Annotated in this window: 23 protein-coding genes; 6 read left to right on the top strand and 17 right to left on the bottom strand. The window is 71.8% G+C overall.

The genetic code is table 11. From position 1 onward, the window contains the following. Window positions 1-265 precede the first annotated feature (265 nt). Complete coding sequence (locus RIC31_RS04515) at window positions 266-1,027, bottom strand: SDR family NAD(P)-dependent oxidoreductase (protein ID WP_350103482.1); 762 nt, start codon at window positions 1,025-1,027, stop codon at window positions 266-268. Between the two features lie 120 nt (window positions 1,028-1,147). On the opposite strand from RIC31_RS04515, the gene RIC31_RS04510 reads away from it, so the two are divergent. Continuing rightward, window positions 1,148-1,591, top strand: coding sequence for a DUF3429 domain-containing protein (locus RIC31_RS04510; protein ID WP_350103574.1), 444 nt, complete (start codon window positions 1,148-1,150; stop codon window positions 1,589-1,591). 3 nt (window positions 1,592-1,594) lie between these two features. On the opposite strand, the gene RIC31_RS04505 is transcribed toward RIC31_RS04510, so the two are convergent. The 3 genes from RIC31_RS04505 to RIC31_RS04495 form a co-directional block, all read right to left on the bottom strand. Then, window positions 1,595-2,113: a PAS domain-containing protein gene (locus RIC31_RS04505; RefSeq protein WP_350103480.1), complete on the bottom strand. Its 519-nt coding sequence runs from the start codon at window positions 2,111-2,113 to the stop codon at window positions 1,595-1,597. A gap of 109 nt (window positions 2,114-2,222) precedes the next feature. After that, a complete protein-coding gene (locus RIC31_RS04500; RefSeq protein WP_350103478.1) occupies window positions 2,223-3,731 on the bottom strand; it encodes an adenylate/guanylate cyclase domain-containing protein in 1,509 nt (502 codons plus the stop codon). A gap of 100 nt (window positions 3,732-3,831) precedes the next feature. After that, a complete protein-coding gene (locus RIC31_RS04495; RefSeq protein ID WP_350103475.1) occupies window positions 3,832-4,788 on the bottom strand; it encodes a DMT family transporter in 957 nt (318 codons plus the stop codon). 294 nt (window positions 4,789-5,082) lie between these two features. On the opposite strand from RIC31_RS04495, the gene RIC31_RS04490 reads away from it, so the two are divergent. Continuing rightward, the gene (locus RIC31_RS04490) at window positions 5,083-6,000 is read left to right on the top strand and encodes a diguanylate cyclase (protein WP_350103472.1); all 918 of its coding nucleotides are present in this window, start codon (window positions 5,083-5,085) and stop codon (window positions 5,998-6,000) included. Window positions 6,001-6,019: 19 nt separating this feature from the next. On the opposite strand, the gene RIC31_RS04485 is transcribed toward RIC31_RS04490, so the two are convergent. The 4 genes from RIC31_RS04485 to RIC31_RS04470 form a co-directional block, all read right to left on the bottom strand. Next, a complete protein-coding gene (locus tag RIC31_RS04485) occupies window positions 6,020-7,306 on the bottom strand; it encodes a TRAP transporter large permease (protein WP_350103469.1) in 1,287 nt (428 codons plus the stop codon). Window positions 7,307-7,568: 262 nt separating this feature from the next. Beyond that, window positions 7,569-8,027, bottom strand: a complete 459-nt coding sequence (locus RIC31_RS04480; RefSeq protein WP_350103466.1) for a TRAP transporter small permease — start codon at window positions 8,025-8,027, stop codon at window positions 7,569-7,571. A gap of 87 nt (window positions 8,028-8,114) precedes the next feature. Continuing rightward, window positions 8,115-9,107, bottom strand: coding sequence for a TRAP transporter substrate-binding protein DctP (gene dctP, locus RIC31_RS04475; protein ID WP_350103460.1), 993 nt, complete (start codon window positions 9,105-9,107; stop codon window positions 8,115-8,117). Between the two features lie 162 nt (window positions 9,108-9,269). Then, entirely contained in the window at window positions 9,270-10,454 is a 1,185-nt protein-coding gene (locus RIC31_RS04470) for a CaiB/BaiF CoA transferase family protein (RefSeq protein ID WP_350103456.1), read from the bottom strand. Between the two features lie 109 nt (window positions 10,455-10,563). Here RIC31_RS04470 and RIC31_RS04465 point away from each other — a divergent pair, with 109 nt between their 5' ends. After that, window positions 10,564-11,502 carry a LysR family transcriptional regulator gene (locus RIC31_RS04465; protein WP_350103454.1) on the top strand — a complete coding sequence of 313 codons (939 nt, stop codon included), beginning with the start codon at window positions 10,564-10,566 and terminating at the stop codon, window positions 11,500-11,502. Window positions 11,503-11,509: 7 nt separating this feature from the next. On the opposite strand, the gene RIC31_RS04460 is transcribed toward RIC31_RS04465, so the two are convergent. The 4 genes from RIC31_RS04460 to RIC31_RS04445 form a co-directional block, all read right to left on the bottom strand. Beyond that, the gene (locus tag RIC31_RS04460) at window positions 11,510-11,848 is read right to left on the bottom strand and encodes a P-II family nitrogen regulator (protein ID WP_350103452.1); all 339 of its coding nucleotides are present in this window, start codon (window positions 11,846-11,848) and stop codon (window positions 11,510-11,512) included. 11 nt (window positions 11,849-11,859) lie between these two features. Further along, window positions 11,860-13,170 carry an ammonium transporter gene (locus RIC31_RS04455; protein WP_350103449.1) on the bottom strand — a complete coding sequence of 437 codons (1,311 nt, stop codon included), beginning with the start codon at window positions 13,168-13,170 and terminating at the stop codon, window positions 11,860-11,862. 142 nt (window positions 13,171-13,312) lie between these two features. Beyond that, complete coding sequence (locus RIC31_RS04450) at window positions 13,313-16,462, bottom strand: efflux RND transporter permease subunit (RefSeq protein ID WP_350103446.1); 3,150 nt, start codon at window positions 16,460-16,462, stop codon at window positions 13,313-13,315. Continuing rightward, window positions 16,459-17,574 carry an efflux RND transporter periplasmic adaptor subunit gene (locus RIC31_RS04445; RefSeq protein WP_350103442.1) on the bottom strand — a complete coding sequence of 372 codons (1,116 nt, stop codon included), beginning with the start codon at window positions 17,572-17,574 and terminating at the stop codon, window positions 16,459-16,461. Before RIC31_RS04445 ends, RIC31_RS04450 begins: the two co-directional genes overlap by 4 nt. 175 nt (window positions 17,575-17,749) lie before the next feature. Here RIC31_RS04445 and RIC31_RS04440 point away from each other — a divergent pair, with 175 nt between their 5' ends. Beyond that, complete coding sequence (locus tag RIC31_RS04440; protein WP_350103438.1) at window positions 17,750-18,040, top strand: hypothetical protein; 291 nt, start codon at window positions 17,750-17,752, stop codon at window positions 18,038-18,040. 16 nt (window positions 18,041-18,056) lie between these two features. On the opposite strand, the gene RIC31_RS04435 is transcribed toward RIC31_RS04440, so the two are convergent. After that, window positions 18,057-18,968, bottom strand: a complete 912-nt coding sequence (locus RIC31_RS04435; RefSeq protein ID WP_350103436.1) for a transcriptional regulator GcvA — start codon at window positions 18,966-18,968, stop codon at window positions 18,057-18,059. A 161-nt stretch (window positions 18,969-19,129) separates the two neighbouring features. On the opposite strand from RIC31_RS04435, the gene RIC31_RS04430 reads away from it, so the two are divergent. Then, on the top strand, window positions 19,130-19,369 hold the full coding sequence (locus tag RIC31_RS04430) for a DUF1127 domain-containing protein (RefSeq protein ID WP_350103434.1): 240 nt from the start codon (window positions 19,130-19,132) through the stop codon (window positions 19,367-19,369). Between the two features lie 229 nt (window positions 19,370-19,598). On the opposite strand, the gene RIC31_RS04425 is transcribed toward RIC31_RS04430, so the two are convergent. Next, window positions 19,599-20,852: a methyltransferase gene (locus RIC31_RS04425; protein WP_350103432.1), complete on the bottom strand. Its 1,254-nt coding sequence runs from the start codon at window positions 20,850-20,852 to the stop codon at window positions 19,599-19,601. 19 nt (window positions 20,853-20,871) lie between these two features. Then, window positions 20,872-21,942: an asparaginase gene (locus RIC31_RS04420; RefSeq protein ID WP_350103430.1), complete on the bottom strand. Its 1,071-nt coding sequence runs from the start codon at window positions 21,940-21,942 to the stop codon at window positions 20,872-20,874. 69 nt (window positions 21,943-22,011) lie between these two features. Here RIC31_RS04420 and RIC31_RS04415 point away from each other — a divergent pair, with 69 nt between their 5' ends. Beyond that, window positions 22,012-22,587, top strand: a complete 576-nt coding sequence (locus RIC31_RS04415) for an RNA methyltransferase (protein WP_350103428.1) — start codon at window positions 22,012-22,014, stop codon at window positions 22,585-22,587. A gap of 10 nt (window positions 22,588-22,597) precedes the next feature. Here RIC31_RS04415 and RIC31_RS04410 read toward each other — a convergent pair whose 3' ends face one another. Together RIC31_RS04410 and RIC31_RS04405 are read right to left on the bottom strand one after the other, a co-directional pair. Next, the gene (locus tag RIC31_RS04410) at window positions 22,598-23,269 is read right to left on the bottom strand and encodes a ChrR family anti-sigma-E factor (RefSeq protein WP_350103425.1); all 672 of its coding nucleotides are present in this window, start codon (window positions 23,267-23,269) and stop codon (window positions 22,598-22,600) included. Further along, window positions 23,262-23,834, bottom strand: a complete 573-nt coding sequence (locus RIC31_RS04405; RefSeq protein ID WP_350103423.1) for a sigma-70 family RNA polymerase sigma factor — start codon at window positions 23,832-23,834, stop codon at window positions 23,262-23,264. The genes RIC31_RS04410 and RIC31_RS04405 overlap by 8 nt, the downstream gene beginning before the upstream one ends. Window positions 23,835-23,897: the final 63 nt, after the last annotated feature.

Below are 23,897 nucleotides of genomic sequence, written 5' to 3'. Positions count from 1 at the left end.
GCGGGAAATTCTCACATGGCTGCGATCGTCCACCCCCCCTTTGTCGTCATTCCGGACGCCCGCGCGCCGGCGCGGGCGAGCCGGAACCCACGCGGCGACGAGCGCCGGCAGCGGCGAGGCCGGAGCAGCGGGTGGGTTCCGGCTCTTCGCGACTTCGTCGCTGCGGCCGGAATGACGACAGGGGGGGAAGCCCGGCCCCCGCCGGCGCGGCGAGCGCCCCACCAACTTTGACCAAAGTCGAGCTGAGGGACGCCGGGAGTCCGCCTCAGCGCGGGCCCATGCGGATGGCGCCGTCGAGCCGGATGGTCTCGCCGTTCAGCATCGGGTTGTCGGCGATCGCCAGCACCAGCCGGGCGTACTCGTCCGGGGTGCCGAAGCGCGACGGGAACGGCACCTGGGCGGCCAGGCTGTCCTGCACGTCCTGCGGCATGCCGAGCAGCATCGGGGTGCCGAACAGCCCCGGCGCGATGGTGCACACCCGGATGCCGGTGCGCGCGAACTCGCGGGCCGCGACGATGGTGAGCGAATGCACCGCGCCCTTGGAGGCGGCATAGGCGGCCTGGCCGATCTGGCCCTCGAAGGCGGCGACGCTGGCGGTCGACACGATGACTCCGCGCTGGCCCTCGGCGTCCGGCTCCAGCCCGGCCATGTCGGCGGCGGCCAGGCGCATCAGGTTGAAGGTGCCGATCAGGTTGATGTCGATGACCCGGCGGAAGTTCTCCAGCGGCATCGGCCCGGTCTTGCCGACGATCCGCTCGGCCGGTGCCACGCCGGCGCAGTTGACCAGCACGCGGGCGGCACCGTGCGCCTCGCGGGCCCGGGCGACCGCGGCCTCGGCCGACTCCGCCGAGGCGACGTCGCAGGCCAGCGCCAGGCCGCCGATCTCGTCGGCGACGGCGCGGGCGGCGGCCTCGTTCACGTCCAGCACCGCGACCTTCGCGCCGCGCGCCGCCAGCGCCCTGGCGGTGCCGGCTCCCAGCCCGCCGCCGCCGCCCGTCACCAGTGCCGCCTGTCCTTGCAGATCCATCGCCCTATCCTCCTGCCTGGCCGACTTGCGCGATCGTGTCGCATGGCGGTTCGACGACCGCGCCGGGCGTGATAGCAGATCGCGTGCGGCTGGACGAGAAGGAGGGTTGGCGTGGCACGAATGCAGGAGACGGCACCGCCGGCGGCTCTGGTCCTGGTCGGCCTCGGGATCGTGCCGTTCGTGGCCGGCGCCCTGGGCTTCTGGATGCTGCCCCCGGAGTGGGCGGCGCATGCGCTGGATGCCCAGGTGTTCTATGCGGTGCCGGTGCTGTCGTTTCTCGGGGCGGTGCACTGGGGCGCCGCACTGGTCGAGGGGCCCGACGGCGACCGGCTGTGGGTCCGGCTCGGCTGGGGGGTGGTACCGGCGCTGATCGGCTGGCTGGCGGCGCTGATGACCGCGGGGCCCGCCCTGATCGTCCTGATGGCCGGGTTCGGCGCGGCCTATCTGGTCGACCTCAGGGCGCGCGACCGAGGCGAGCTGCCGGCGTGGTATCTGGGCCTGCGGCGGCGCGCCACGGCGCTGGTGCTGCTGTCGCTCGGCGCGTCGCTGCTGCGGGTGGTGTGACCGCTACGCCGGCGGCCAGGGCGCGGCGACGCACAGCAGCATGTCGACGGTGCTGCCGTCGCGCGCCAGCGGGAACAGGCCGCGGTGGATGGTGACCTCGCCGATCCGGTCCTGCGGCACGGTCGCAATCCAGTAGGTCGGCGCCGCGTTCGCCACGGTGAGGTCGAAGGTCTCCAGGACGAACGGCGCGTCGACCCGGCCGAACACCGCGCTCGCCAGCTCGCCGGTGGCGTCGCGGCCGACCAGTTGGACGTTGCCGGTGCCGACCAGCCGGTAGCGATAGTCGAGCGGGACGCCGTCGCCGCCGCGGATTACGTCCATCAGGAAGATCCACGGCACCACGCCGACATCGACGTCCAGCGGGTCGAAGTGCTGACGGCCCGGCAACACGCCCGGCGCCGGGGCGATCGACTGCCAGTAGTCGCGCAACAGCACCACCGGGGACAGCGGCGGAAAGCGATCGACCTGCGCCGGTTCGGCGGCAAGCAGGCGAAAGTCGGCATAGCTCGGTTTGGTCGCCATCGGCCGGCGCTCCGGGACCGGCGCACACGCTACGCCGCAATGTCCGATTGCAGATTGTACGTCGGTTCCCGTTCATCGCCAAGGAATGCCGCCGCGCCGGCGGGCCGGGTCAGCGGTAGCGGGCGAGCGCCATCGGCTGGTCGAAGCCCTTCAGGGTGGCGACCCCGCAGTTCTCGAAGCGGCCCATGGCCGGCTTGTCCGGGTCGATGATGCCGGCGCACAGCCGTGCCTCGCCCGGATCGGCCGAGCCGGCGACCCGGGCGGCCAGCTGGACGGTGGTGCCGAAGAAGTCGTCCGCCTTGCTGATGGCCTCGCCGAAATGCCCGCCGCACCGGATCCGGTAGACCGGCACCTCGGGACGCTCGGCGAAGCCCTTCATGGCGTCGACCAGCAGCACGGCGCAGCCGGCCAGCGCCTGGGCGCTGCCGAAGCACAGCATCAGCCCGTCGCCCAGGTGTTTCACCTTGCGGCCGCCGAACTTGCGGGCGATCGACTCGACCGTCGCGTCGTGGTGGTCGACGACGGCCTGCGCCAGGGTGTCGCCCAGCTCGCCGGTCATGGCGGTTGAATCCACGATGTCGGTGAACATGATGCCGACCTTGACCCGGCCGCCGACGGTCTTCTCCATCCGGTCGTACACCCCGAAGGTCTCGCCGAACTCGCGGTTCAGATTCGCCAGGTCGGCGTCACGGTAGTAGCGGAAGCAGCGCGATCCGGCCCGGATCCAGGTCGCCGACCGTTCGTCCTTGAGGTAGCGCTCCAGGGAGTCCACGAAGTGGCTGACGGTCTGCGCCGGCTCGACCATGCGGCTCAGGCAGGCCTGGATCACGGTCCGGCCGCGCTGCGAGAACAGGTCGATATGCTCCTCGATGGTCATCAGCACGCCGATGGTGAAGATGCTGATGCCCTGGATGTATTGCGGGTTGGCCCGGGCCATCTCGGTCAGGTCGAGCGCGTCGAGGGCGGCGATCAGGTTGTGGAACTCCCGGACGACGGTCTCGGAGGTGAACAGGTCGACGGTCGGCAGGTCGACCTCGTCGGGATACTCCGTGAGGTCGCCCCGCCGCCCGGCCGGTTCCCCGGCCTCCAGCGTCTGCCTGGGCGTGCCGCCCGGCCCGACCTGGTCCCTGACCGTGGTGAACAGGAACCCCAGCAATTCGGTGATCGAGAACCGCCGCGCGCCCGGCTTCGCGGGCCGGCGGTCGGTCGCCCGGTCCGAACCGCCGGCGGTCGCCGCCGGGCGGGCGATCGGCCGCCGCCCGGTCGCGGTGGTTGCGGGCGGTACCCTGGCGGGCGGCGTCGTTGCGGGGCGCGGGCCGGGGCGGGGAGCTGGGGACCGCCTGTCGGCCCGTCCCTCGGGCCGACCGTCGGCCCGCCCGGGGGCGGGCGTTTCGGATCCGGCAGGCCCGGTCCGCAAGCCGAGCATCCGGCTGTGGAACAGGCCCCGGCGATCGACGCGCTCCTCGGTCCAGCGCACGCGGGTGACGCCGTTGTCGAGGCGGACCCGCTCGAACTGGCCCTTGGCGGCGTCCTGGTCGTCGGGACCGAAGCGGCCGACGGTCTCCCAGTCGGCGCCGCCGCGGCGAACCTGGACCTCGTATCCGACTAGCTCCGCCAAGGCCCCGCCGCCTCCCGTCCCATACCTGCCGGCCATCCCGGACAGCGATTATCGCGGGTGACCGGTCGGGATTCCAGGGGGCGCTGCGGCATGGGCCGGATCATTCGGCAGCCTGGTCCCGTACCGCCGGCAGCGGTGGCGCCGCCGTCTCGGCCGGTTCCGGCCGGCGGGCGAGCGCGGCCTCGCGCCGGGCGATGTAGAGGGTCGAGGCCACGATCAGGCCGGCGCCCATCAGGGTCTGCGGCGACGGCACGTCGCCGAACAGCAGGAAGCCGAGCAGGCCGGCGAACACCAGGCGGGAGTAGTCGAACGGCGCGACCGCGGTCGCCTCGCCGGCGCGGAAGCCCCGGATCCCGCAGTTCTGGGCAACGGTGCCGATGACCCCGATCAGCACCAGCAGCGCCAGCTCGCCGAAGGTCGGGGTCTGCCAGACCAGGATCGCCGGGCCGGCCGAGGCGGCCGTGGAGACGATCCCGAAGCTGAACAGGATGCTGAGCGGGGATTCGGTCTGGCTGAGCTTCTTGATGACGACCGACACCGTGGCGACGCAGAGCGCGCCGAACAGCGCCGCCGCCATCGCCGGGCTGGGGCCGTGCCCGCCCGGGCCGACCATGACCAGGACCCCGAGGAACCCCACGGCCGTCGCGGTCCAGCGCCGCCAGCGGACCGTCTCGCCCAGGAACAGCACGGCCAGCACGATCATGAACAGCGTGCTGGCGAAGCCGATCGCCGTGGCGTCGGCGAGCGGCAGGTGGGTGATCGAGTAGAAGCCGCAGAACATCGCGGTGGTGCCGAGCAGGCCGCGCCACAGGTGCAGGAACGGACGGTCGGTCCGCAGCGAGTCCGGTCCGACGCGGAGCATGAAGGGCACGATCGTCAGCAGGCCGAAGGCGCATCGGAAGAACCCGATCTCGAAGCTGTCCAGACGGCTGCCGACGGTCTTGACCATGGCGGACATGACGGTGAACAGGATCGAGGCCAGCACGATCCACAGGGCGCCGCGGAGGTTGCCGGGCCATGCCAGCCAGCGCGCCTCGGCGGCGCGGCGGGCGGTCACGGCGGCGGTCGTGAGGCGGGAGAGGCCCCCGGGACGGGCCGCTGGCAGATCGGGCATGATCGCCGAGCCTACGCCGATGCCGCGCCGCAGCAAATGCGCGATGCGCATGGCCGCCCTGCACCGGCGTTGCGCGTCGCGGCGGGGCGGCGGTAAGACGGGTCGGCTGTGAGGACCGGGCCGGGCGTGGCATCCTGCGGTTTCGCATCGGGAGGACTGCATGACGGACGAGGCGATCCAGCGCCGGGAAACGCCGGTCGGCCATCGGCCGGCCCGCCGGGCCGTCGTGCGGCGGCCATGATCGCCGGTGACGCCGACTCCCATCGCCACCGCTACGACCGCATCGTGTCGGCGGTGGAGCGGGCCGGCGCCGAGGTCGACGACCGGCTTGCCCGATTCCATCGGTCGGCGATCTGCAAGGTGCGGCCGGACCCCGACCTGCTGAAGCTGGGCGCGCACGGGTCGAGCAGCTTCGGGCTATGGTACGAGGAGCGCAAGGACGCCCCGCCGGTCGACCAGCCGGCCTTCGGCACCCTGGTGGCGCTGCACGAGGCGCTGCTGAACCACATCGCCCTGCTGGCCGAGCGGGCCTGGAAGGATGCCAGGGTCCCGGTCCAGGAATACGACGCGCTGCTGGAGAAGGTCACGGCCTTCAACGAGCTGGCGGGCCGGCTGACCCGGGCCTTCCAGGCGGCGATCAGCGACATCGACCCGCTGACCGGCACCCAGACCCGGCAGGTCATGCTCCGTGACCTCAAGCGCGAGCTGCAGCGGGCCCGACGCGCGGGCACCCCGGGCTGCCTGGCGCTGGCCGACGTCGATCGCTTCAAGTCGATCAACGACGGCTATGGCCATGCCGTCGGCGACATGGTGCTGGCGGCGGTCGCCGGGCTGCTGATCGAGAGCCTGCGGCCGTACGACTCGGTGTATCGCTACGGCGGCGAGGAGTTCCTGCTGTGCCTGCCCGAGACCGGCCCGGAGGAGGCGCGGCGGGTGCTGGAGCGGGTGCGCGGACGGGTGGCCGGGCAGTCGATCGCCCTCGGCGACGGCCGCAGCCTGAGCGTCACGGTCTCGTTCGGGCTGACCCTGATGACGCCGCGACGGCCGATCGAGGAACTGATCGATCGGGCCGACAAGGCGCTGTACCTCGCCAAGGAGAACGGCCGCGACCGGGTCGAGGTCTGGCGGCCGGAGGCGCCGGACGCCCGGGCCTAGCGGCTCGCGATCCCGTCGCCTAACGCCCGAATCCGGCGCTGCGCGGCAGCCACAGTGACAGCTCGGGGAACGCCCAGATGACGAACAGCCCGGCGATCAGCAGCGCCACATAGGGGGCCGCGCCCCGCATGATCTCGGACAGCGGCGCGCCGGTGACGCCCTTGATCACGAACAGGTTCATGCCGACCGGCGGGGTGATCAGCGCCAGTTCCAGGTTGATCATCAGCATGACGCCGTACCAGACCGGGTCGATGTCCAGCGCGGTCAGCGCCGGCAGGATGATCGGCGTGGTGATCAGGATGATCGCGATGGTCTCCAGGAACATGCCGAGGATGAAGACCGCGATCATGACGGCGACGATGAACCCGGTCTGCGACAGCCCGAGCGCGGTCACGGCCTCCATCAGCTGGGCCGGCAGCCGGATGATGGTGACCGCGTGGCCGAGCAGGGCGGCGGCGGCGATGATCATGAACAGCATCGCGCTGGTGCGCAGGGTCTGGTAGCCGCAGTCGACCAGATCGCGGAACGACACGTTGCGGTAGGCCAGGACCGCCACCAGCAGGGCGTAGACCGCCCCGACGGCGGCCGCCTCGGCGGCCGTGAACACGCCGAGATAGATGCCGCCCAGCACCACCGGCGGCATCAGCACCGCCCAGACCGACTTGCGCAGCGCCCGCAGCACCTCGTGGGTTCCGACCCAGTCCTGGCCGACGGTCTCGCCATGGGCGTTCGCCTGGAACCAGCTGAAGACCGCGAAGATCGCCGCCATCAGCAGCCCGGGCACCAGTCCCGCCAGGAACAGCGCGCCGATCGAGGCGTTGGTGACGATGGCGTACAGGATCATCGGTCCCGAGGGCGGGATCAGGATGCCCAGGGTCCCGCCGGCGGCGATGATCCCGTAGGTGTCGCGCGGCCGGTAGCGGAACCGTTGCATCTGCGGGATCGCGATCGAGCCGATGGTCAGCGCGGTGGCGACCGACGACCCGGAGATCGTCGCGAAGATCGTGCAGGACAGGATGGTCGCGAAACCGAGCCCGCCCTTCACATGGCCGACCAGCTTGTTGGCCATGTCGTACAGGTCGTCGACCACCCTGGCCTTGATCATGATGTGCGCCATGAAGGCGAACATCGGGATGGTGGCGAGCAGCGGGTTGTCGAGGCTCGCGAACACGGTGTCGGCCATGCTGGCGATCTTGCCCTCGTAGACCGCCAGCACGCCGAGCGAGGCGAGGCCGAGGGCGGCGAAGATCGGCATGCCGGTCAGCAGCAGCGCGAGCAGCCCGCCGAGGATCAGGGCGATTTCCATCAGCGCGGGTCCCGGCGAGCCAGGCGGGGCTCGCCCACCTGAAGGGCTCCGGCCCCGACGGCGCCTACCACCCCCCCGACGTCATTCCGGACGCCCGCGCATCGGCGCGGGCGAGCCGGAACCCACGAGGCGACGGGCGCCGGCAACGGTGCCGTCGGGGGCGGCTGGTGGGTTCCGGATGCGTGCCGCCTGCGCGGCCCGCTCCGGAATGACGCCGGGGTGCGGGGAGCCCGGCCGGATCGCACCGCGTCGGACCGCATGCTCACCGCCACACCTGCCTGATCAGTCCGGCCGCCGCCTGCAGGCCGAGCAGGGCGGCGCCCACCAGCAGCGCCGACTGCGGGATCCACAGCGGCAGGGCGAGATAGCCGTCGGAATAGGCGCCGAAGTCGCGCGAGAAGGTCACGGTGTGCCAGGCGGTCCGGAACAGCAGGACCGCGAACGCCAGGACCGCGGCGTTGGCCCACATGTCCAGGATCCGGCGCAGCCGCGGCCCGGCGTGGTCCAGGATCAGGTCGATGCGGATGTGGTCGCCGCGGCGCAGGGCCTCGGCGGCCCCGAACATGACGATCGCGACCACCAGGAAGCCGGTGCCCTCGTCGACTCCGAGGATCGGCCGGGCCAGCACGTAGCGGCTGAACACGCCGACCGCGGTGATCACGAGCACGACGAAGACCAGCGCGGCGCCGATCGCCCCGCCGGTCCACGAGATCGCGTTCACGATGGTCAGCGGCCACGGAGTTTGTGGCCACGGGGAGGGGGGCTGCCCCTCCCCGGACCCGTCATGCGGCTGTGCCATGCCCGCCTGTTACTGGATCTTCGCGACCAGTTCGAGCAGCTTCTTGCCCTCGGCCCCGGTCTCCGCCTCGAAGCCCTCGGCATAGGCCGGCTGCATGACCGCCTTGAAGGCGGCGTTCTCGGCGTCGGTCGCGATGTGCACCTTGACGCCCTTGTCGGCCAGCTGCCGCGGCGCCGCGGCGGCGGCCTCCTGGGAGGCCTCGATCGCCCAGCCCGAGGCCTTCTCGCCGGCCTGCTCGAGGGCGGCCTTGGCCTTGTCGCCGAGCCCGGCGTACCAGCCCGGGTTCACGTAGCCGTGGATGTAGGCGGCGAGCACCGGGACCACGGTCATGTGGTCCTGCACCTCGTAGTATTTGCGCGAGTAGGCGGCGGCGACGTCGGTGATCGCCGCGTCGATGACCCCGGCGGCCAGGGCCTGGTAGACCTCGCTGCCCGGCATCGAGGCGGTGGCGGCACCCATGGCGATCAGCGACCGGTCGAAGGCCGGGCCGATGCCGCGCATCTTGATGCCCTTGAAGTCGTCCGGGGTGATCAGCGCCTTGCCCTTGGAGGTGAACACGCTGGAATTGGTGATGAACATCCAGGCGACGTTCTTCACGCCCTTCTCGGACAGCTTGTCCTCCAGGAAGCCGGCGGCCTCGGAGGTCGGCCACTTCTTCCAGGCCTCGATCGACGACATGGTGTACGGGCCGAGCGTCACGTTCATCAGCGGCAGCGTCTTGCCCCACTGGAAGTTCAGCGAGAACGCGCACTCGATGTCGCCCTTGGCGACCGAGAGGATGTTGTCCTTGGCCTTGACCAGGCTGTCGGCGCCGAAGATCTGCACGTCGATCTCGCCGCCCGACAGCGCCTCGACCTCGGCCGCCCAGCGGTCGATCACCTTGGCGATGTGGTGCGGCGGCGGCAGCTGGTGGCTGCACCGCATAGTCTCGGCGGCCGACGCGGCCCCGGCGATAGAGGTCGACAGCGCGAGCGCCGCGACGGTGGTGACGATCCTGTACATGGTGTTCCTCCCGTTGGTCTTGTGTTGCCTTGAATCGGTCGGTGCAGTGTCCTCATCCGCGCCATTCGGCGGCCGGCAGCCCGGCCCGCACGACGGCGCCATACAGCGGCTCGTCCGGCATCGCGACGTGCTCGCGGGCGATCCAGTCGCGCTTGGCGCGGGTCATGCGGCCTCCCCGGTGACGCCGCGGGCGGCGGCGATGGCGGCGGCATCGAGGCCGAGCCCGCCGAGTACCGCCTCGGTGTCCTGGCCGACCGCCGGCAGGTCGCCGCCGCCGGCCAGCATCACCCCGTCGACCTCGAACGGCAGCGACGGCGCCCGGAAGCTCTGGCCGTCGGGCAGCCGCGAGGTGGCCAGCCCGCCCGGCCGCATGACATGCGGATCCTGATACATGTCGCAGGGCCGGGCGATCGGCGAGTAGGGAATGCCGATCTTCTCGAACTCGCGCTCCAGCTCGCGGGAATCCTGTCCGGCGATCGCCCGGGCGACGATCGGGATGGTCCAGGCCCGGGCCTCGATCTGGTCGGGCCGGTTCTGCAGCCGCGGGTCGGCCAGCAGCTCGGCCAGGCCCAGCAGCCCGCACAGCGCCGACCACTGGCCCTCGGTGACGGCACCGACGAACATCTGCCGGCCGTCGGCGGTGTCGAAGATGTCGTAGACCGGCCAGGAGAACTCGCGCTCCGGCATCGGCGGCGGGTTGCGGCCCTCCAGCTCGAACTGCACCATGTGCTGGGCGACCAGCAGCAGGCAGTTCTCGAACAGCCCGATCCGCAGGTCGCGGCCGCGGCCGGTCTGCCTGCGCTCCAGCAGGGCGGCCAGCACCGCGAACGCCCCGAACAGCCCGCCCATGATGTCGTTGGCCGACGATCCGACCCGCAGCGGCCGGCCGGTCGGGCCGGTCATGTAGGCGAGCCCGGTCATCATCTGGACCACCTCGTCGAGGGCGGTGCGGTCCTGGTAGGGGCCCTGCAGGAAGCCCTTGTGCGAGGCGATGACCAGGTCGGGATAGGTCGCGCGCAGCCGCTCCAGGTCGGCGCCCATCCTGGACAGCGAGGAGTCGCGGAAGTTCTCGACGAACACGTCGGCGGTCGCCAGCAGCCGGTCCAGCGCGGCGCGCCCGGCCTCGGTCTTCAGGTCGAGCTGCACCGACTTCTTGCCGCGGTTGAACAGCGGGAACATCGGCCGGCCCATGCCGCCGAGCCTGCGGGTCTTGTCGCCTTCCGGCGGCTCGACCTTGATCACCTCGGCGCCGAGGAAGCCCAGGAACATCCCGCAGGACGGCCCCATGATCATGTGGCTCATCTCGACGACGCGGATGCCGTCGAGCGGCCTGAAGTCTCCGTCCATCGGCAGCCGTCCGGTCGCGCGGTTTCGCAGCAGGACTGGAGACTAGCGTTGCCTGGGGTGTCGGGAAATTATATTGAATCTAACAAGCTGTTCTGTTTTCGAGAAACCGATGGATGCCCGCCAGCTCCGCTACTTCGCCGCGATCTACGAGCACGGCACCCTGTCGAACGCCGCCCAGCACGCGCGGGTCGCGGTCTCGGCGCTGAGCCATCACCTGGCCAATCTCGAGGCCGAGCTGTCGACCCCGCTGTTCGTGCGCAAGCCGCGCGGCCTGCAGCCGACCGCGGCCGGCGAGCGGCTCTACACCCACGCCAAGTCGATCCTCAAGGCGTTGTCGGCGGCGGAGCGCGACGTCCGGGGGTCCGGCGGCGAGATCAGCGGCGAGGTCTCGGTCGGGATGTCGCACTCGGTGGTGAAGGCGATCGCGGTGACGCTCGCGCGCACGGTCCTCGCCGACTACCCGAAGCTGCGGCTCTGCCTGACGGAAGGCCTGTCGGGTTCGGTCGTGATGCACCTGGTGAACTCGGACGTGGACATCGCGCTCGTCTACAACCCGACGGCCGAGCCGGCGCTGAAGACCACGCCGGTCCTGGAGGAGCGCCTGGTCTGCGTGGGGACGAGAGAGATCATCGGCGACACCGACGCCCCGATCACCTTCGCGGAGCTGCTGGAACTGCCCCTGCTGTCGCTGCGCCCGGGCCTGTCGACGCGGGCCATCGTCGACGATCCGGGCCTGCTCAAGAAGCTGGAGAGCAGGGCGATGCTGCAGATGAACTCGCTACAGGCCATCGGTGGATCGCTGATCGCCGGCCTGGGTTGCCTGCTCGGCACCAAGCTGATCATGCAGGAGCACCTGCAGTCCGGCGCCCTGCATTTCCGGCCGGTCGTCGAGCCGGAAATGTCCCGCACCCTCTACCTGTGCGAAATGGCGGGGCGCCCGGCGACGTTCGCGCTGGAGACCATGCGCGGGCTGATGCTGTCCCTGGTCGACGAGGCGGTCCGATCGGGGCGCTGGGAAGCCCGGTCGCTGCTCGCGGGCGGCGGTTAGGGCGCCGCTACAGCGCGTCGTCGCCCTCTTCGCCGGTGCGGATCCGGACCGCCCGGTCGACGTCCAGAACGAAGATCTTGCCGTCGCCGATCCGGTCGGTCCGGGCGGCCGCCGCGATCGCCTCGACGACACGGTCGGCGATCTCGTCGGCGACCGCGGTCTCCAGCTGCACCTTCGGCACGAAGTACACCTGGTACTCGGCGCCCCGGTAGATCTCGGTCTGGCCCTTCTGGCGCCCGAAGCCCTTGACCTCGGACACGGTCATGCCCTGGACGCCGACATCGGCCAGGGCCTCGCGCACGGCATCGAGCCGGTGCGGCTTGAAGATCGCCTTGATCAGTTTCACGTCCGTTCCCCTCAGGTCAGCTCGTAGCCGCGCTCGCCATGCGCGGTGATGTCCAGGCCCTCGATCTCGGTCTCCTCGTTGACCCGCAGCGGCACGACCACCCGGATGGCCGCCAGGATCGCCCAGCTCGCGGCCGCCGACCACAGGGCGGTCACGCCGACCGCCAGCAGCTGGACGCCGAACTGGCCGGCCATGGTGACGCCGTCGGCCAGCCCGGCGCCGCCGAAGACCGGCAGCACCAGCACCGCGACCAGCAGCGAGCCCAGGATACCGCCGCCGCCATGCACCGCGAAGACGTCGAGCGAGTCGTCGACCTTCAGGCGGAATTTGATGACGCCGGACAGCCACTGGCAGAACGCGCCGGCGATCACGCCGATCAGGATGGCGCCGACCGGGCCGACCGAGCCGGCCGCCGGGGTGATCGAGGCCAGGCCCGCGATCAGGCCGGTGACGATGCCGACCAGGCTGGGCCGGCCGTAGCGCAGCCACTCGATGCCGGCCCATACCAGGGCGGCGGTGGCGGCCGAGATATGCGTCACCAGCATCGCCATGCCGGCCGAGCCGTTGGCGCCGAGCGCGCTGCCGGCGTTGAAGCCGAACCAGCCGACCCACAGCATGCAGGCGCCGGTGGCGACCATGCCGGGATTGTGCGGCGGCCGCAGCTCGGTCGGGAACCCGCGCCGTCGGCCGAGCATCAGCGCGAACACCAGCGACGACACGCCGGCGGTGGTGTGCACCACGATGCCGCCGGCGAAGTCGATGGTCCCGAGGCCGGCCAGCCAGCCGCCGCCCCACACCCAGTGGCAGACCGGCGCGTAGACCACCAGCAGCCAGACCAGGCTGAACGCCACCACGGCGGCGAACCGCACGCGCTCGGGATAGGCGCCGACGATCAGCGCCGGGGTGATGATCGCGAAGGTCATCTGGAACATGAAGAACACGGTCTCGGGGATGCTGCCCCACAGCGTGTCCGGCCCGATCCCGGACAGCATCGCCTTGCCGAGACCGCCGATCCAGGCCTGGGCGCTGCCGCCGTCGTCGAACGCCAGGCTGTAGCCGGCGGCCAGCCAGGCCAGCGAGACCACGCTGGCGATCGCCACGCAGTGCATGATGACCGACAGGACGTTCCGGGCCCGCACCAGGCCGGCGTAGAACAGCGCCAGGCCCGGCAGGGTCATGAACAGCACGAGCGCCGTCGCGGTCAGGATCCAGGCCGTATCGCCGCCGCTGAGCTCGTCAGCGGCCGCGGCAGGACCCATCGCCCACCCGTAGGCGGCCACGCCGGCGACAAGCGCGCCGGCGCGCACACCGAATTTTGCCATGGTTGTCGAACGCCCCCCTTCGAAGTGACCGGCGCCCGCCCCCGGGCGCAGGCCGGCTCGGACCCCCCGGTCCCCGGCGGCGGGCAGGATAGCCGACGCGGCGCGCGAGGCGAAGCGCCGAACGAGCGGCGCCGACCGCCGGCTATTCCGCCGCCTCGGCGTTGTCCGGGACGGTCCCGGCGTGCGCCATCTCGCGGCGCAGCCGCTCGCCGGCCCGGCCGCGCGCCGGCGACAGCCGGGCGAGGCCGAGATAGACCACCGGGGTCAGGTACAGGGTGAACGCCGCGGCCAGGCCGAGTCCGCCGAACACCACCCAGCCGATGGACTCGCGCGCCTCGGCGCCGGGGCCGCCGCTCAGGATCAGCGGCAGCCCGCCCAGCACGGTCGACACCATGGTCATGACGATCGGCCGGAGCCGCACCACGGCGGCCCGCTCGACGGCCTGGCGCACCGACATGCCGCGGTCGCGCAGCTGGTCGGCGAACTCCACCAGCAGGATGCCGTTCTTGGCCATCAGCCCGATCATCATCACCAGGCCGATCTGGCTGTAGATGTTGACCGAGGTGCCGGTCAGCAGCAGGGCGTAGATCGCGGCGGCGACCCCGAACGGCACGGTCAGCAGCACGATGGCGGCGCTGGTCACGCTCTCGAACTGCGCGACCAGCACCAGGAACACCACGACCACCGCGATCGCGTAGGTGATCGCGACCTCGCGCTCGGCCGCCTTCAGGACCTCGGCCTCGCCGAGCAGGATGAAGTCGATGTTCTCCGGCAGGGCTTCGGCCGCCAGTGCGCGCACGTCGTCGACCGCCCGGTCCAGCGGCATGCCGGGCGCGAGGTCGGCGTCGATCTCGACGGCCCGTCGCTGGACGTGGCGGTCGAGCTCGTTGGCCACGCCCTCCTCCCGCAGCGATACCAGGCTGGACAGCGGGACCAGGTCGCCGGCGGCGGTCCGCACATACAGGTTCGTCAGGTCCGTCGGGTCGTCGATCTTGCCGCTGTGCGGTTCCAGGCGGATCGGGATGGTCTCGTCGCGGACGTTCAGGTCGGCGACCTCGAAGCCGTCGATCATGACCCTGAGGGTGTCGGCCAGGTCGTCGAGCGGGATCCCGAGGTCGGAAGCGCGCTGGCGGTCGATCCGGACCGACAGCTGCGGCTGGGTCGGCTGGTAGGAGACCCGGACGTCCGACAGGATGGGAATCCGGCTCTCTATGTCGCGGGCCAGGCGGGTGGCGGCCTCGTAGAGCTGCAGGTAGTCGTTGCCGACCAGGGCCGCCTCGACCCCGCCGCCCGCACCCCGCAGGTTCAGGCTGTTGGTCCCGTACACCCGGATCCGGACGCCGGGGATGGCGTTCATCTTCCCGGCGATCTCGGCGATCAGCGACTGCTGGCTGCGGTCGCGCCGGTCCCAGGGGGCGAGCGGGGCGGCGACGAACACCCGGTGCCGGTCGTAGCGGCCGACGATGGTGAACAGCGACTCCACGATCCCGTCTTCGACATAGGGCTGCAGCACCTCCTCCATGCGGTGGGCCTGGCGGTCGCTGTAGGCCAGCCCGACGCCGTCGGGTCCGGTGCCGAACGCGTAGATCGTGCCGCGGTCCTCCGGCGGCAGCAGCTCGCGGTCCAGCTGCTGGAACGCCAGCCAGGCGCCGCCGGCCAGCGCCAGCCCGGCCGCCGCCACCAGCAGCGGGGCGGCCAGGGCGGCCCGCAGGCTGCGCGCGTACAGCCCGAGCAGCCGGTCGCCGAGCCGCGCCAGCGCGCCGCGGACGCCGCGGCCGGCCGGCGGCTGGCTGCCGAGCCGGGCCGCCAGCGCCGGCACCAGGGTGAGGGCCACGAAGGACGAGATCAGCACCGCGATCGACAGCACGAAGCCGAACTCCCGGAACAGCCGTCCGGCGGTGCTCGGCAGGAACGAGATCGGCACGAACACCGACACCAGGGTGGCGGTTGTGGCGATCACCGCGAAGAACACCTGCCGGGTGCCCAGCACCGCGGCGGCGCGCGCACCCAGGGACTGGCCGCGGCGGCGCTGGATGTTCTCCAGCACCACGATGCTGTCGTCGACGATCAGGCCGGTCGCCAGCACCAGGGCCAGCAGGGTGAGGATGTTGATCGAGAAGCCCAGCAGCCAGATCGCCGCCACCGACCCGATCAGCGCGACCGGGATCGACGCGCAGGGGATCAGCGTGGCGCTCGGCGAGCCCAGGAACACCCAGAGGGTGGCGATCACGATCAAGACCGCCAGGGCGAGGCTGATCGCCACCTCGCGGATCGACCCGCGGATAAACAGGGCGTCGTCGGAGATGACGGTCAGCTCGACCCGCTCGAAGCGGTCGTTCAGGGCCTGGGTCGCGGTCCGCACCCGCGCCGAGATCTCGACCGTGTTCGACTGCGCCTGCCGGACGATGCCGAGCCCGATCACCGGCAGGCCGTCGACCCGCACCATGCTCTCGGCATCGGCCGGCCCGAACGACACCTGCGCCACGTCGCCGATCCGGACCGGGTCGCGGATCACCATCGCCTCGATCTCGGCGGCGGTCTCGACGGTGGCGTCGGCCCGCACGATCAGCTCCTGCTCCTCGGACGCGAAGCTGCCGGTCGGGATGTCGAAGGGGGCGCGCTCGAGCACCGCGATCACGTCGGCCACCGCCAGCCGGTAGGCGGTCAGCCGCAGCGGGTCGACCACCACGCGGACCTGCCGCTCGCGGTCGCCGAACAGGGTGACGTCGGCGACCCCGTCGATCGAGATCAGCTCCGGGATGATGTCGTTCTCGACGATCCGCGCCAGATCGTCCTCGCGGATGTTCGCCCCGCGCACCGCCAGCCGCATGATCGGGCTCGAGTCGGCGTCGGCCTTGACCACGGTCAGCTGCTCGATGCCGTCCGGCAGTTCGCGCTGGGCCCGGCTGACCGCCTCGCGGACGTCGGAAGCGGCGGTGTCGAGATCGGCGCCGGGGCCGAACTCGACGCGCATGCGGAAGTTGTCCTCCTCGCTGGACGAATGGATCTCGCGAACCCCGTTCACCCGCGCGACCGCGCCCTCGACGATGCTGGTGACCTCGCGGTCCATGGTTTCCGGCGACGCGCCGTCCAGGATCCCGCGCACCGTCACGATCGGTCGGTCGACGTTCGGCAGCTCGCGGACTTCGACCGCCAGCATCGCTGCCACGCCGGCCAGCGCGATCAGCAGGTTCAGCACCAGGGCGAGCAGCGGCCGCCGGACGCTGAGCGACGGCAGGTCGCCGGCGACACCACCGTTTGCGGTCCCGCCGCTCGCGGGCAGGTCGCTCACGAGCCGGCTCCTTCGATCCGGACCTGCAGCGGGCCGACATGCGCGGGCTTGGCCGGCAGCAGGTCGGCGCGCACGCCCTCGCGCATCCGGTGATGGCCCTCGATCACCACCAGGTCGCCGACCTTCAGGCCGGCATCGACCAGGACCCGGCCGGCCTGGCGCTGCACGATCACCGCCGGGATCCGGCGCGCGACGTCGCCGGTCAGCGCCCAGAGATACGACCCTTCGCCACCCCATTGAATCGCCACCTCGGGGACCTCCGGATGCACGTTGCCCTCGATGTCGACACTCACCCGGAAGCTCATGCCGGGCCGCAGGCGGTCGTCCGGGTTGGCGATCCGGGCGCGCACCACGAAGGTCCGGGTCTGCTCCGACACCCGGCTGCCGACGTCCACGATTTCGCCGGCGATCCGGTCGTCCGCCTCGGACCAGGGCGCGACGTTGACCGACGCGCCGATGCCGAGCCTGCCGTGCAGCGCCTCCGGGACCTCGAAGCGGATCAGCAGGGTCGAGCGGTCGTCCAGGGTCGCGATCTCGGTGCCCGGGTCGATCCGGTCGCCGACGTCGATCTCGGTCAGGCCGGTGCGGCCGGCGAAGGGCGCCAGGACGAAGCGGTCGGCCAGCGCCACCTCGGCGCGCCGCAGTTCGATGCGGGTGGCTTCGAGGGCGGTGCGGGCGTCGTCCAGCGACACCTGGGCCGCCGCGCCGGTCGCGCTCAGGCGCTGCAGGCGGCGGAACACCCGGTCGGCGTCGGCCAGCCGGACGCGGGCGAGCTCGACCGCGAGTTCCTCGGTCGCCCGGTCGAGTTCCAGCAGCACGTCGCCCTGTTCGACCCGGGCGTCGGCCGAGAAGTTGACCGCCTGGACCAGCCCGGCCGCCGCCGGATGCAGGCTGGCGGACCGCAGGGCGCGGGCGGTGCCGACGGCCTTGACCCGCACCCGCTCGGCCACGAAGTCGACCTTGGACGCCACCACCACGACCCGGGTTTCGCGGTCGCCGCGCTTCGGCGCCGCTCCGGAGTCCGGTTCGGCGAGCGGGTCCAGGGTGGTCCATGCCGCCCCGCCGAGTCCGGCGATCAGGGCGAGGATCAGCAGCTGGCGGATCAAGCCCATTCCTGATTCTCCGCGGGTTGTGGGGCCGCGGCGCCTAGTCACGCCGACCGCCAGTCTAGTGTCATCGCCGGACCGGCGCACCCCCGGCACCGACGGCGCGCGGCGGCGCGTGACGGGGCGTGTGCCGCTCGCCTATAGTGCCGTCTGCTGATTCGGGTGCTGCAGGGAGGTTGGGGTGGCGTTCGACGCCGGGCGATTCAAGGACCTGGATGCGATGGTTCGCCGGATGGGCGCCATCGTGTCGGTGTTCGAGGTGCGGTCCAGCACCCTGGGGAACAAGTCGTTCTCGGCGTTCCGCGAGCTGATGGACGTGTACATCGAGATGTGCGCGCGCGAGCTCAAGCAGGGCAAGGATTTCGCCGAAGCCCCGCTGAACCCGACCAGCGACGACGTCGAGCGGGTCAACGCCGCGTTCGAGCGGATCTTCGGCAAGCGGCCGGACCAGTTCACCCCGACCGGAACCTAGGTCCGGCCGGGCCGACCTATTCGGCGGCGGTAGCGGCGGCGGCCGCGTCGCGGACGACCTCGCTCGTCACCCAGTCGCGCAGCGCCTTCACCTTCGGACGGTCCTGCGTGCCCTCCGGGCAGGCGATGTAGTAGGCGGCCTGGGTCGGCAGTTCGAGGTCGAACGGCTTGACCAACCGGCCGGCCGCCAGGTCGTCGGCGACCAGCACGCTGCGCCCGAGGGCCACTCCCAGGCCGTCGATCGCCGCCTGCAGGACCATTTCCGAGTGATTGAACGCCAGATCCCGGCGGGCCTTGATGCCGCCGACCCCGGCCGCCTCCAGCCAGGTGTCCCAGTCCTCCGGCAGGTCGTCGTGCAGCATGGTGTGATGGCGCAGGTCCTCGGGGCGCTGCAGCGGCGCCGGGCCGTCCAGCAGCTTCGGGCTGCACACCACGAACACCACCTCGGTCATCAGCCGTTCGGCATACAGCCCCTTCCAGTCGCCGCGACCGTAGCGGATGGCGACCTCGACCGCGTCGGCGGCGAAGTCGACCAGGACGTCGTTGATCGCCAGCCGCACCTCGATGTCGGGATGCGCGGTGGCGAACCGGCCGAGACGGGGGACCAGCCACTTGGCGGCGAAGCTGGTGAAGGTGCCGACCGTCAGCGCCCCGCTCCTGTCGCGCTGGCGCAGCTTGGCGGTGGCGTCCTGTATGCGGTCGAAGGACTCGCGCAGCGGCGGCAGATAGGCCTGGCCGGCGTCGGTCAGCAGCAGCGAGCGGTTCTGGCGGCGGAACAGCGGCATGCCCAGCCACTCTTCCAGCGCCTTGATCTGGTGGCTGATCGCGGCCTGGGTCACATGCAGTTCGCCGGCCGCCTTGGTGAAGCTCAGGTTGCGGGCGGCGGCCTCGAAGGCACGCAGGGCGTTGAGCGGTGGCAGGCGCCGCACGATGGTTCCATTCGAATAAGTTCAGCTAATGGATCATATGAGAAACTATCGTTTGTACGCAAGCGAGCCCCGCCATAAATATCCCGTCAGCAAACAGGTTACGAAGGTTATCCACCTTCGATCCCAGACCAGATCGTTAAACATTTATGAAGGAGGTTCCCATGAGCCGGTTCCTGATCGCGACCGCTCGCCCGATGTTCGGGGCCTCCGCCGTGTGCGGAGCCCAGTCCTCGATCGCCGAGCGCATCCTGTCGGCTCCGTTCGCCGTCCTCGCCACCTGGGGCGAGCGCCTCAAGCAGCGCGCCACCCTGGCGGAGATGGACGACCGCATGCTGCAGGACATCGGCGTCGATCGCAGCGTCGCGCGCGCCGAGGCCGACAAGCCGTTCTGGACGGCCTGACCGGATAACCGGACGCTCCGGCCCGCGCCGGGGCGTCCGCGCCCTCGGGCGCCGTCCAGACTCCCCGGTGACCATGCCGTCGGATCCCCCCTCCGCCGGCACCGGGACGGCGCCCGCGACTATCCTTGCCGGCACTTGCGGGCGCCGGCGTTCCCGCCCATGAGTTCCCTGTGGTGACTTCGGCCGGGCCTTCGGGTCCGGCCGTTTTCTTTGCGACCGCCGCGGACCCTCACCCGGCGTGCCGTACCAGCATGCGGTTGATGCCGTGAAACGCGGCGAACACGGCGCGGACCTGGCCGGCGAACCCGGCCGGGTCCGGCAGCGCGACGCCGGCCGCCGCCATGTCGGCCCGGATCGCCGCCACCGTGCGTCGCCCGTCGACCCGGGCGACGATCGCCGGTGCCAGGGCCGGCAGCGGCGCCCGGTAGGCGGCGCCGGCGATCTCGGCCTGCAGGGTGCCGCCCGGCTTCAGGCCCCTGGCGGTCGCCGCCGGGTCGAGGCCGCGCAGCGCCAGCACGCAGCCGTCGGCCCCCGGATCGGCCTCCGCGACCGCCGGACGGTCGGCGTGTCCGGCATACAGGACGTGCTTGGTCATGGCGGTCGACAGCCGCTCCGCCAGGGCCGCCCGCTCGACCGCCGGCAGCGCGGCGGCGCGTCGGCGCAGCGCCGGGTCGGCCAGATAGGTCTCGGGGGCGTAGCGCGCCGGCTCGATCCAGGCCAGCGGTGCCAGCCCGGCGCCGGCCAGCAGGGCCGACAGCTCGGGCACCCGGTAGGACCGGTCGCGGCGGTGCAGCAGCAGGTCGTAGAGATGGGCGTCCTCGCCGCCGCGGTGGTCGGCCAGCAGCGGGTTGCGCTTCAGCAGGTGGCTCGACGGCAGTCCGGCCAGCAGCTTGCGCACCGCCGCCAGGCGCTGCGGGTCGGGCAGGTCGTCGGCCAGCTGGGCGAGCGCCTCCTGCACCGGGTACACGCCGGCCCGGCCGTAGGTGCCGTACAGCATCAGGCCCATGCCGCCGGTCGGCGCCAGCTGCGCCGCCAGCGCCGCCAGCCCGGCCTCCGGGCTGGCCAGATGGTGCAGCACGCCGCAGCAGTCGATGTAGTCGTAGGGTCCGGGCGCCAGCGTCCCGACCTCCTCGAGCACCCCGGTCACGAACCGCATGTTGGCGAGTCCGCGCTCGGTGGCCCGCGCCTCCGCGATCCGGCGCGAGGCGGTCGACAGGTCGAGATAGACCACCTCGGCGTCGCTCGCGCCGGCGGTCGCCAGGTGCTGGGCCAGCATGATGGCGGCGTCGCCGGTGCCGCCGCCCGCCACCAGCGCCCGGAACGGCCGGCCGAGGTCGAGCCGGCCGCCGAACACGAAATGCCGGATCTCGTCCAGGTCGCTGGGCGAGCCCTCGACCAGGCGGCGATGCTCGTCCCGCGGGTCGCGGTGGGGGTACGGGTAGGCCTCGTACTGCTCGCGTACCCGGTCGTCGGTCGAGGTCATCGCTGCCCGGATGTCACGCTCAGAACGCCAGGTCCGGCGCCGGCCGCACCACGCCGACCAGCCGGCCCGCCCAGTTGCGGATCGGCGGGGTCAGCGCGTTCGCGAGGCGGCGCTGGGCGTCGGCGTCGAGCACGCCGAGGTGCACCAGGATGGCGCCGAACGCGGCCTGGGCGGCGCGGCCGGTGCCGTCGTCGACCTTCAGGCAGATGCCCAGCCCCCGGTCGATCGCGGCGCCGGCGAACACGCCTTCCGCCCCGCTCTTCAGCAGGCAGCGGGTGCCGGTCTCGGCCAGGACCGTGCTGTTGAACCGGTCGGTGCCGCCGATCAGCAGCGGGTGCTTGGCGCAGGCGGCGACGATCCGCTCGACCGCGGCGCGGCGGCCGGCGGACAGGCCCGCGGGATCGGCGAAGCGGGCCATGGCGGTGGCGAGCCCCTTCAGCGGGACCCCGTACACCGGGATGCCGCAGCCGTCGTAGCCGGTCGGGACGCCCGACAGGTCGCAGCCGCTCATCTCGGCCATCACCGCCTTCAGGCGCTTCTGCACCGGGTGGTCGTCGCCGGTGTAGCCCTTGGTCGGCTCGCCCAGGTGCACGGCGGTGGTCAGCATGCCGCTGTGCTTGCCGGAGCAGTTGTTGTGCGCCCGGGTCGGGGCGGTGCCGGCCTGGATCAGGGTGCGGGCCGACGGCTCGTGGCCCGGCATCTGCGGGCCGCATTCAAGGTCGTCGGCCGACAGCCCCATGCGGCCCAGCCAGGCGACCACCCGGTCGACATGCATCGGCTCGCCGGAATGGCTGGCGCAGCACAGGGTGACCTCGGCGTCGTCCAGGCCCTGGGCCTCAGCCGCTCCGCTCTCGAGCACAGGCAGCGCCTGGATCGGCTTGATAGCGGAGCGGCCGTAGACCAGCCGGTCGATGTCGCCCCAGGACGACACCGCCCGGCCGTCGGCGTCGACCACCGCGGCGATCACCCGGTGGACGCTCTCCACCATCCCGCCGCGGGTCACCTCGACGGCGATCGGGGCATCGGGGCGGCCGGCGTGTACGCGCAGGACCGAGCCGTCGGGCGCGGCGATCGGGGAAATCTCGTTCATGGCTCCAGGACTCCGCAGATGGGGGCCTCACCTTGCCTCGACGCCCGCGGTCGGGCAAGGTCGCGCGCCATGCGTGGATACTTCGGAATCGGGGCGGAAGACATCAACAAGGCGATGAACGTCGCCGCGCTGATGCGGACCGCCCACGCCTTCAGCGCCAGCTTCGTGTTCTCGATCGGCCGGGTGCACGCCGGGGCCCAATGGGGGCGCGTGGACACCTCCGACGCCACCGGAAGCCTGCCCTACTACGAGTTCGGCGAACCCGGGGCGGTGATGCTGCCGAAGGGCTGCGAGCTGGTCGGCATCGAGATCACCGACGACGCGATCCCGCTGCCCAGCTTCCACCACCCGCGGCGGGCGGCCTATGTGCTGGGCCGCGAGCGCGGATCGCTCTCGGACGAACTGCTGGCACGCTGCGACCACGTGGTGAAGATCCCGTCGCGATTCTCGATCAACCTGGCGGTCGCCGGGGCCATGGTGATGTACGACCGGATGCTGTGCATGGGGCTGTTCGCGCCCCGCCCGCACCGGCCGGGCGGCCCGGTCGAGCCGGTCCCGATGCCGCAGTTCGGCCCGCCGCTCTGGGTGAAGAAGGAGCGCAAGCGCAACGCCCGCGCGACCGCGGCGCCGCGCGTCGAGCTGTAGGCCCGGCCGGTCAGATCTTCAGGAACGGATTGAGCAGCCGGCCGATCGGGCCGGTCAGCGACAGCGGTCCGTCGATCACCGAGAAGCAGATGCACTCGCTGTCGGCGGTCGCGACCGGCCGGTGGTCCAGGTCGCTGCTCGCGGTCTCCACGTCGCCGCGCCCGAACCGGCCGGTGGCGTCCTGGTACGCGCCGCGCAGGACCAGCGTGGCCTCGGTGCCGGCATGGGTATGGGCGGGTATGGCCGCACCCGGGCGCACCCGGATCAGCGTGGCGCGCGCCGTCCCGCTGCCGATCGACAGCGGCAGTTCCCGGATCGTCGGGCCGCGCCACTTCCAGGGCAGGCCGGACAGGTTGCCGCCCAGGTAGTCGCGCAGGGGAGCGGGAATCGCGTGCAGGGTCTCGTCGTCGTAGGCGACGGCGGCCGATGGCTCGGGCTCGGCTCCAGGCTCGTCGAGGCGGGCCAGGGTGGCGGCCAGGGCGCCGGCGCTCATCGGAGCCGGCTCGATCGACGCCGTCAGGGCGCCGCCGACCGCCTCCAGCCTGGCGACCTCGGCCCGGCACCGCGGGCACAGGGCGAGGTGGGTGGCCACCAGCACGGCATGGGCCTCGTCGAGCCCGCCGGCGGCATAGGCCAGCACGGCCTCGGACTCCGGGTGAAAGGTCGGGGCGGTATCAGTCAAGGTCGTCGATCCTCTCGCGCAGCCTCTGCATGGCCAAGCGGATCCGGGACTTCACCGTGCCGAGCGGCAGGCCGCTGCGTTCGGCGATTTCCCGGTGCGATTGCTCCTCGAAGTACGCAAGCCGGATCAGATCGGATTGCTCCGGCGGCAGAGATTCGATGGCGGCGCGGACCCGGCCCTCGATCTGGCCGGTCCAGACCGTGCGGTCGGCGTCCTCGGGGGCGTCCGGCACCAGGGCGGGATCGTTCGGGTCGAACTCCGGCCGGCGCTCGCGCCGCAGACGGTCGATGCGCCGGTTCCGGGCGATCGTGAAGATCCAGGTCGAGGCCGAGGCCTGCCTGCGGTCGAAGCTCGCGGCCTTGCGCCAGATCGTGAGCATGACTTCCTGCACGACCTCCTCGGCGGTCGCAGGATCGCTGCCCAGCCGCATCAGATAAGCCTTCAGGCGGGGCGCGAAATGCGCGAACAGCTCGGCGAAGGCGGTCCGGTCGGCCCGCACCGCGATCGCTTCGACGAGCCCGTCGTAGATGTTCGCGGCGGTGCTCGAAGTGGTCGTGGTCTCCATCGGGCGACTTTGCGGCAGGCATCGGCCGCCCGCAACCGGCCTTGGCACCCTCGGCGTAGCCTA

The organism is Thalassobaculum sp., from assembly GCF_040219615.1.
Classification (GTDB): Bacteria; Pseudomonadota; Alphaproteobacteria; order Thalassobaculales; family Thalassobaculaceae; genus Thalassobaculum_A.
The sequence above is the reverse complement of the archived record's forward strand: the minus strand, read 5'-3'. Positions and strand labels throughout refer to the sequence as shown.

What these genes read in the sequence shown, in the direction of transcription:
- RIC31_RS04515 (WP_350103482.1), bottom strand. Translation starts at nt 1,027, where the DNA reads ATGGATCTGCAAGGACAGGCGGCACTGGTGACGGGCGGCGGCGGCGGG.
- RIC31_RS04510 (WP_350103574.1), top strand. Translation starts at nt 1,148, where the DNA reads ATGCAGGAGACGGCACCGCCGGCGGCTCTGGTCCTGGTCGGCCTCGGG.
- RIC31_RS04505 (WP_350103480.1), bottom strand. Translation starts at nt 2,113, where the DNA reads ATGGCGACCAAACCGAGCTATGCCGACTTTCGCCTGCTTGCCGCCGAA.
- RIC31_RS04490 (WP_350103472.1), top strand. Translation starts at nt 5,083, where the DNA reads ATGATCGCCGGTGACGCCGACTCCCATCGCCACCGCTACGACCGCATC.
- RIC31_RS04485 (WP_350103469.1), bottom strand. Translation starts at nt 7,306, where the DNA reads ATGGAAATCGCCCTGATCCTCGGCGGGCTGCTCGCGCTGCTGCTGACC.
- dctP (WP_350103460.1), bottom strand. Translation starts at nt 9,107, where the DNA reads ATGTACAGGATCGTCACCACCGTCGCGGCGCTCGCGCTGTCGACCTCT.
- RIC31_RS04470 (WP_350103456.1), bottom strand. Translation starts at nt 10,454, where the DNA reads ATGGACGGAGACTTCAGGCCGCTCGACGGCATCCGCGTCGTCGAGATG.
- RIC31_RS04465 (WP_350103454.1), top strand. Translation starts at nt 10,564, where the DNA reads ATGGATGCCCGCCAGCTCCGCTACTTCGCCGCGATCTACGAGCACGGC.
- RIC31_RS04455 (WP_350103449.1), bottom strand. Translation starts at nt 13,170, where the DNA reads ATGGCAAAATTCGGTGTGCGCGCCGGCGCGCTTGTCGCCGGCGTGGCC.
- RIC31_RS04445 (WP_350103442.1), bottom strand. Translation starts at nt 17,574, where the DNA reads ATGGGCTTGATCCGCCAGCTGCTGATCCTCGCCCTGATCGCCGGACTC.
- RIC31_RS04430 (WP_350103434.1), top strand. Translation starts at nt 19,130, where the DNA reads ATGAGCCGGTTCCTGATCGCGACCGCTCGCCCGATGTTCGGGGCCTCC.
- RIC31_RS04425 (WP_350103432.1), bottom strand. Translation starts at nt 20,852, where the DNA reads ATGACCTCGACCGACGACCGGGTACGCGAGCAGTACGAGGCCTACCCG.
- RIC31_RS04420 (WP_350103430.1), bottom strand. Translation starts at nt 21,942, where the DNA reads ATGAACGAGATTTCCCCGATCGCCGCGCCCGACGGCTCGGTCCTGCGC.
- RIC31_RS04415 (WP_350103428.1), top strand. Translation starts at nt 22,012, where the DNA reads ATGCGTGGATACTTCGGAATCGGGGCGGAAGACATCAACAAGGCGATG.
- RIC31_RS04405 (WP_350103423.1), bottom strand. Translation starts at nt 23,834, where the DNA reads ATGGAGACCACGACCACTTCGAGCACCGCCGCGAACATCTACGACGGG.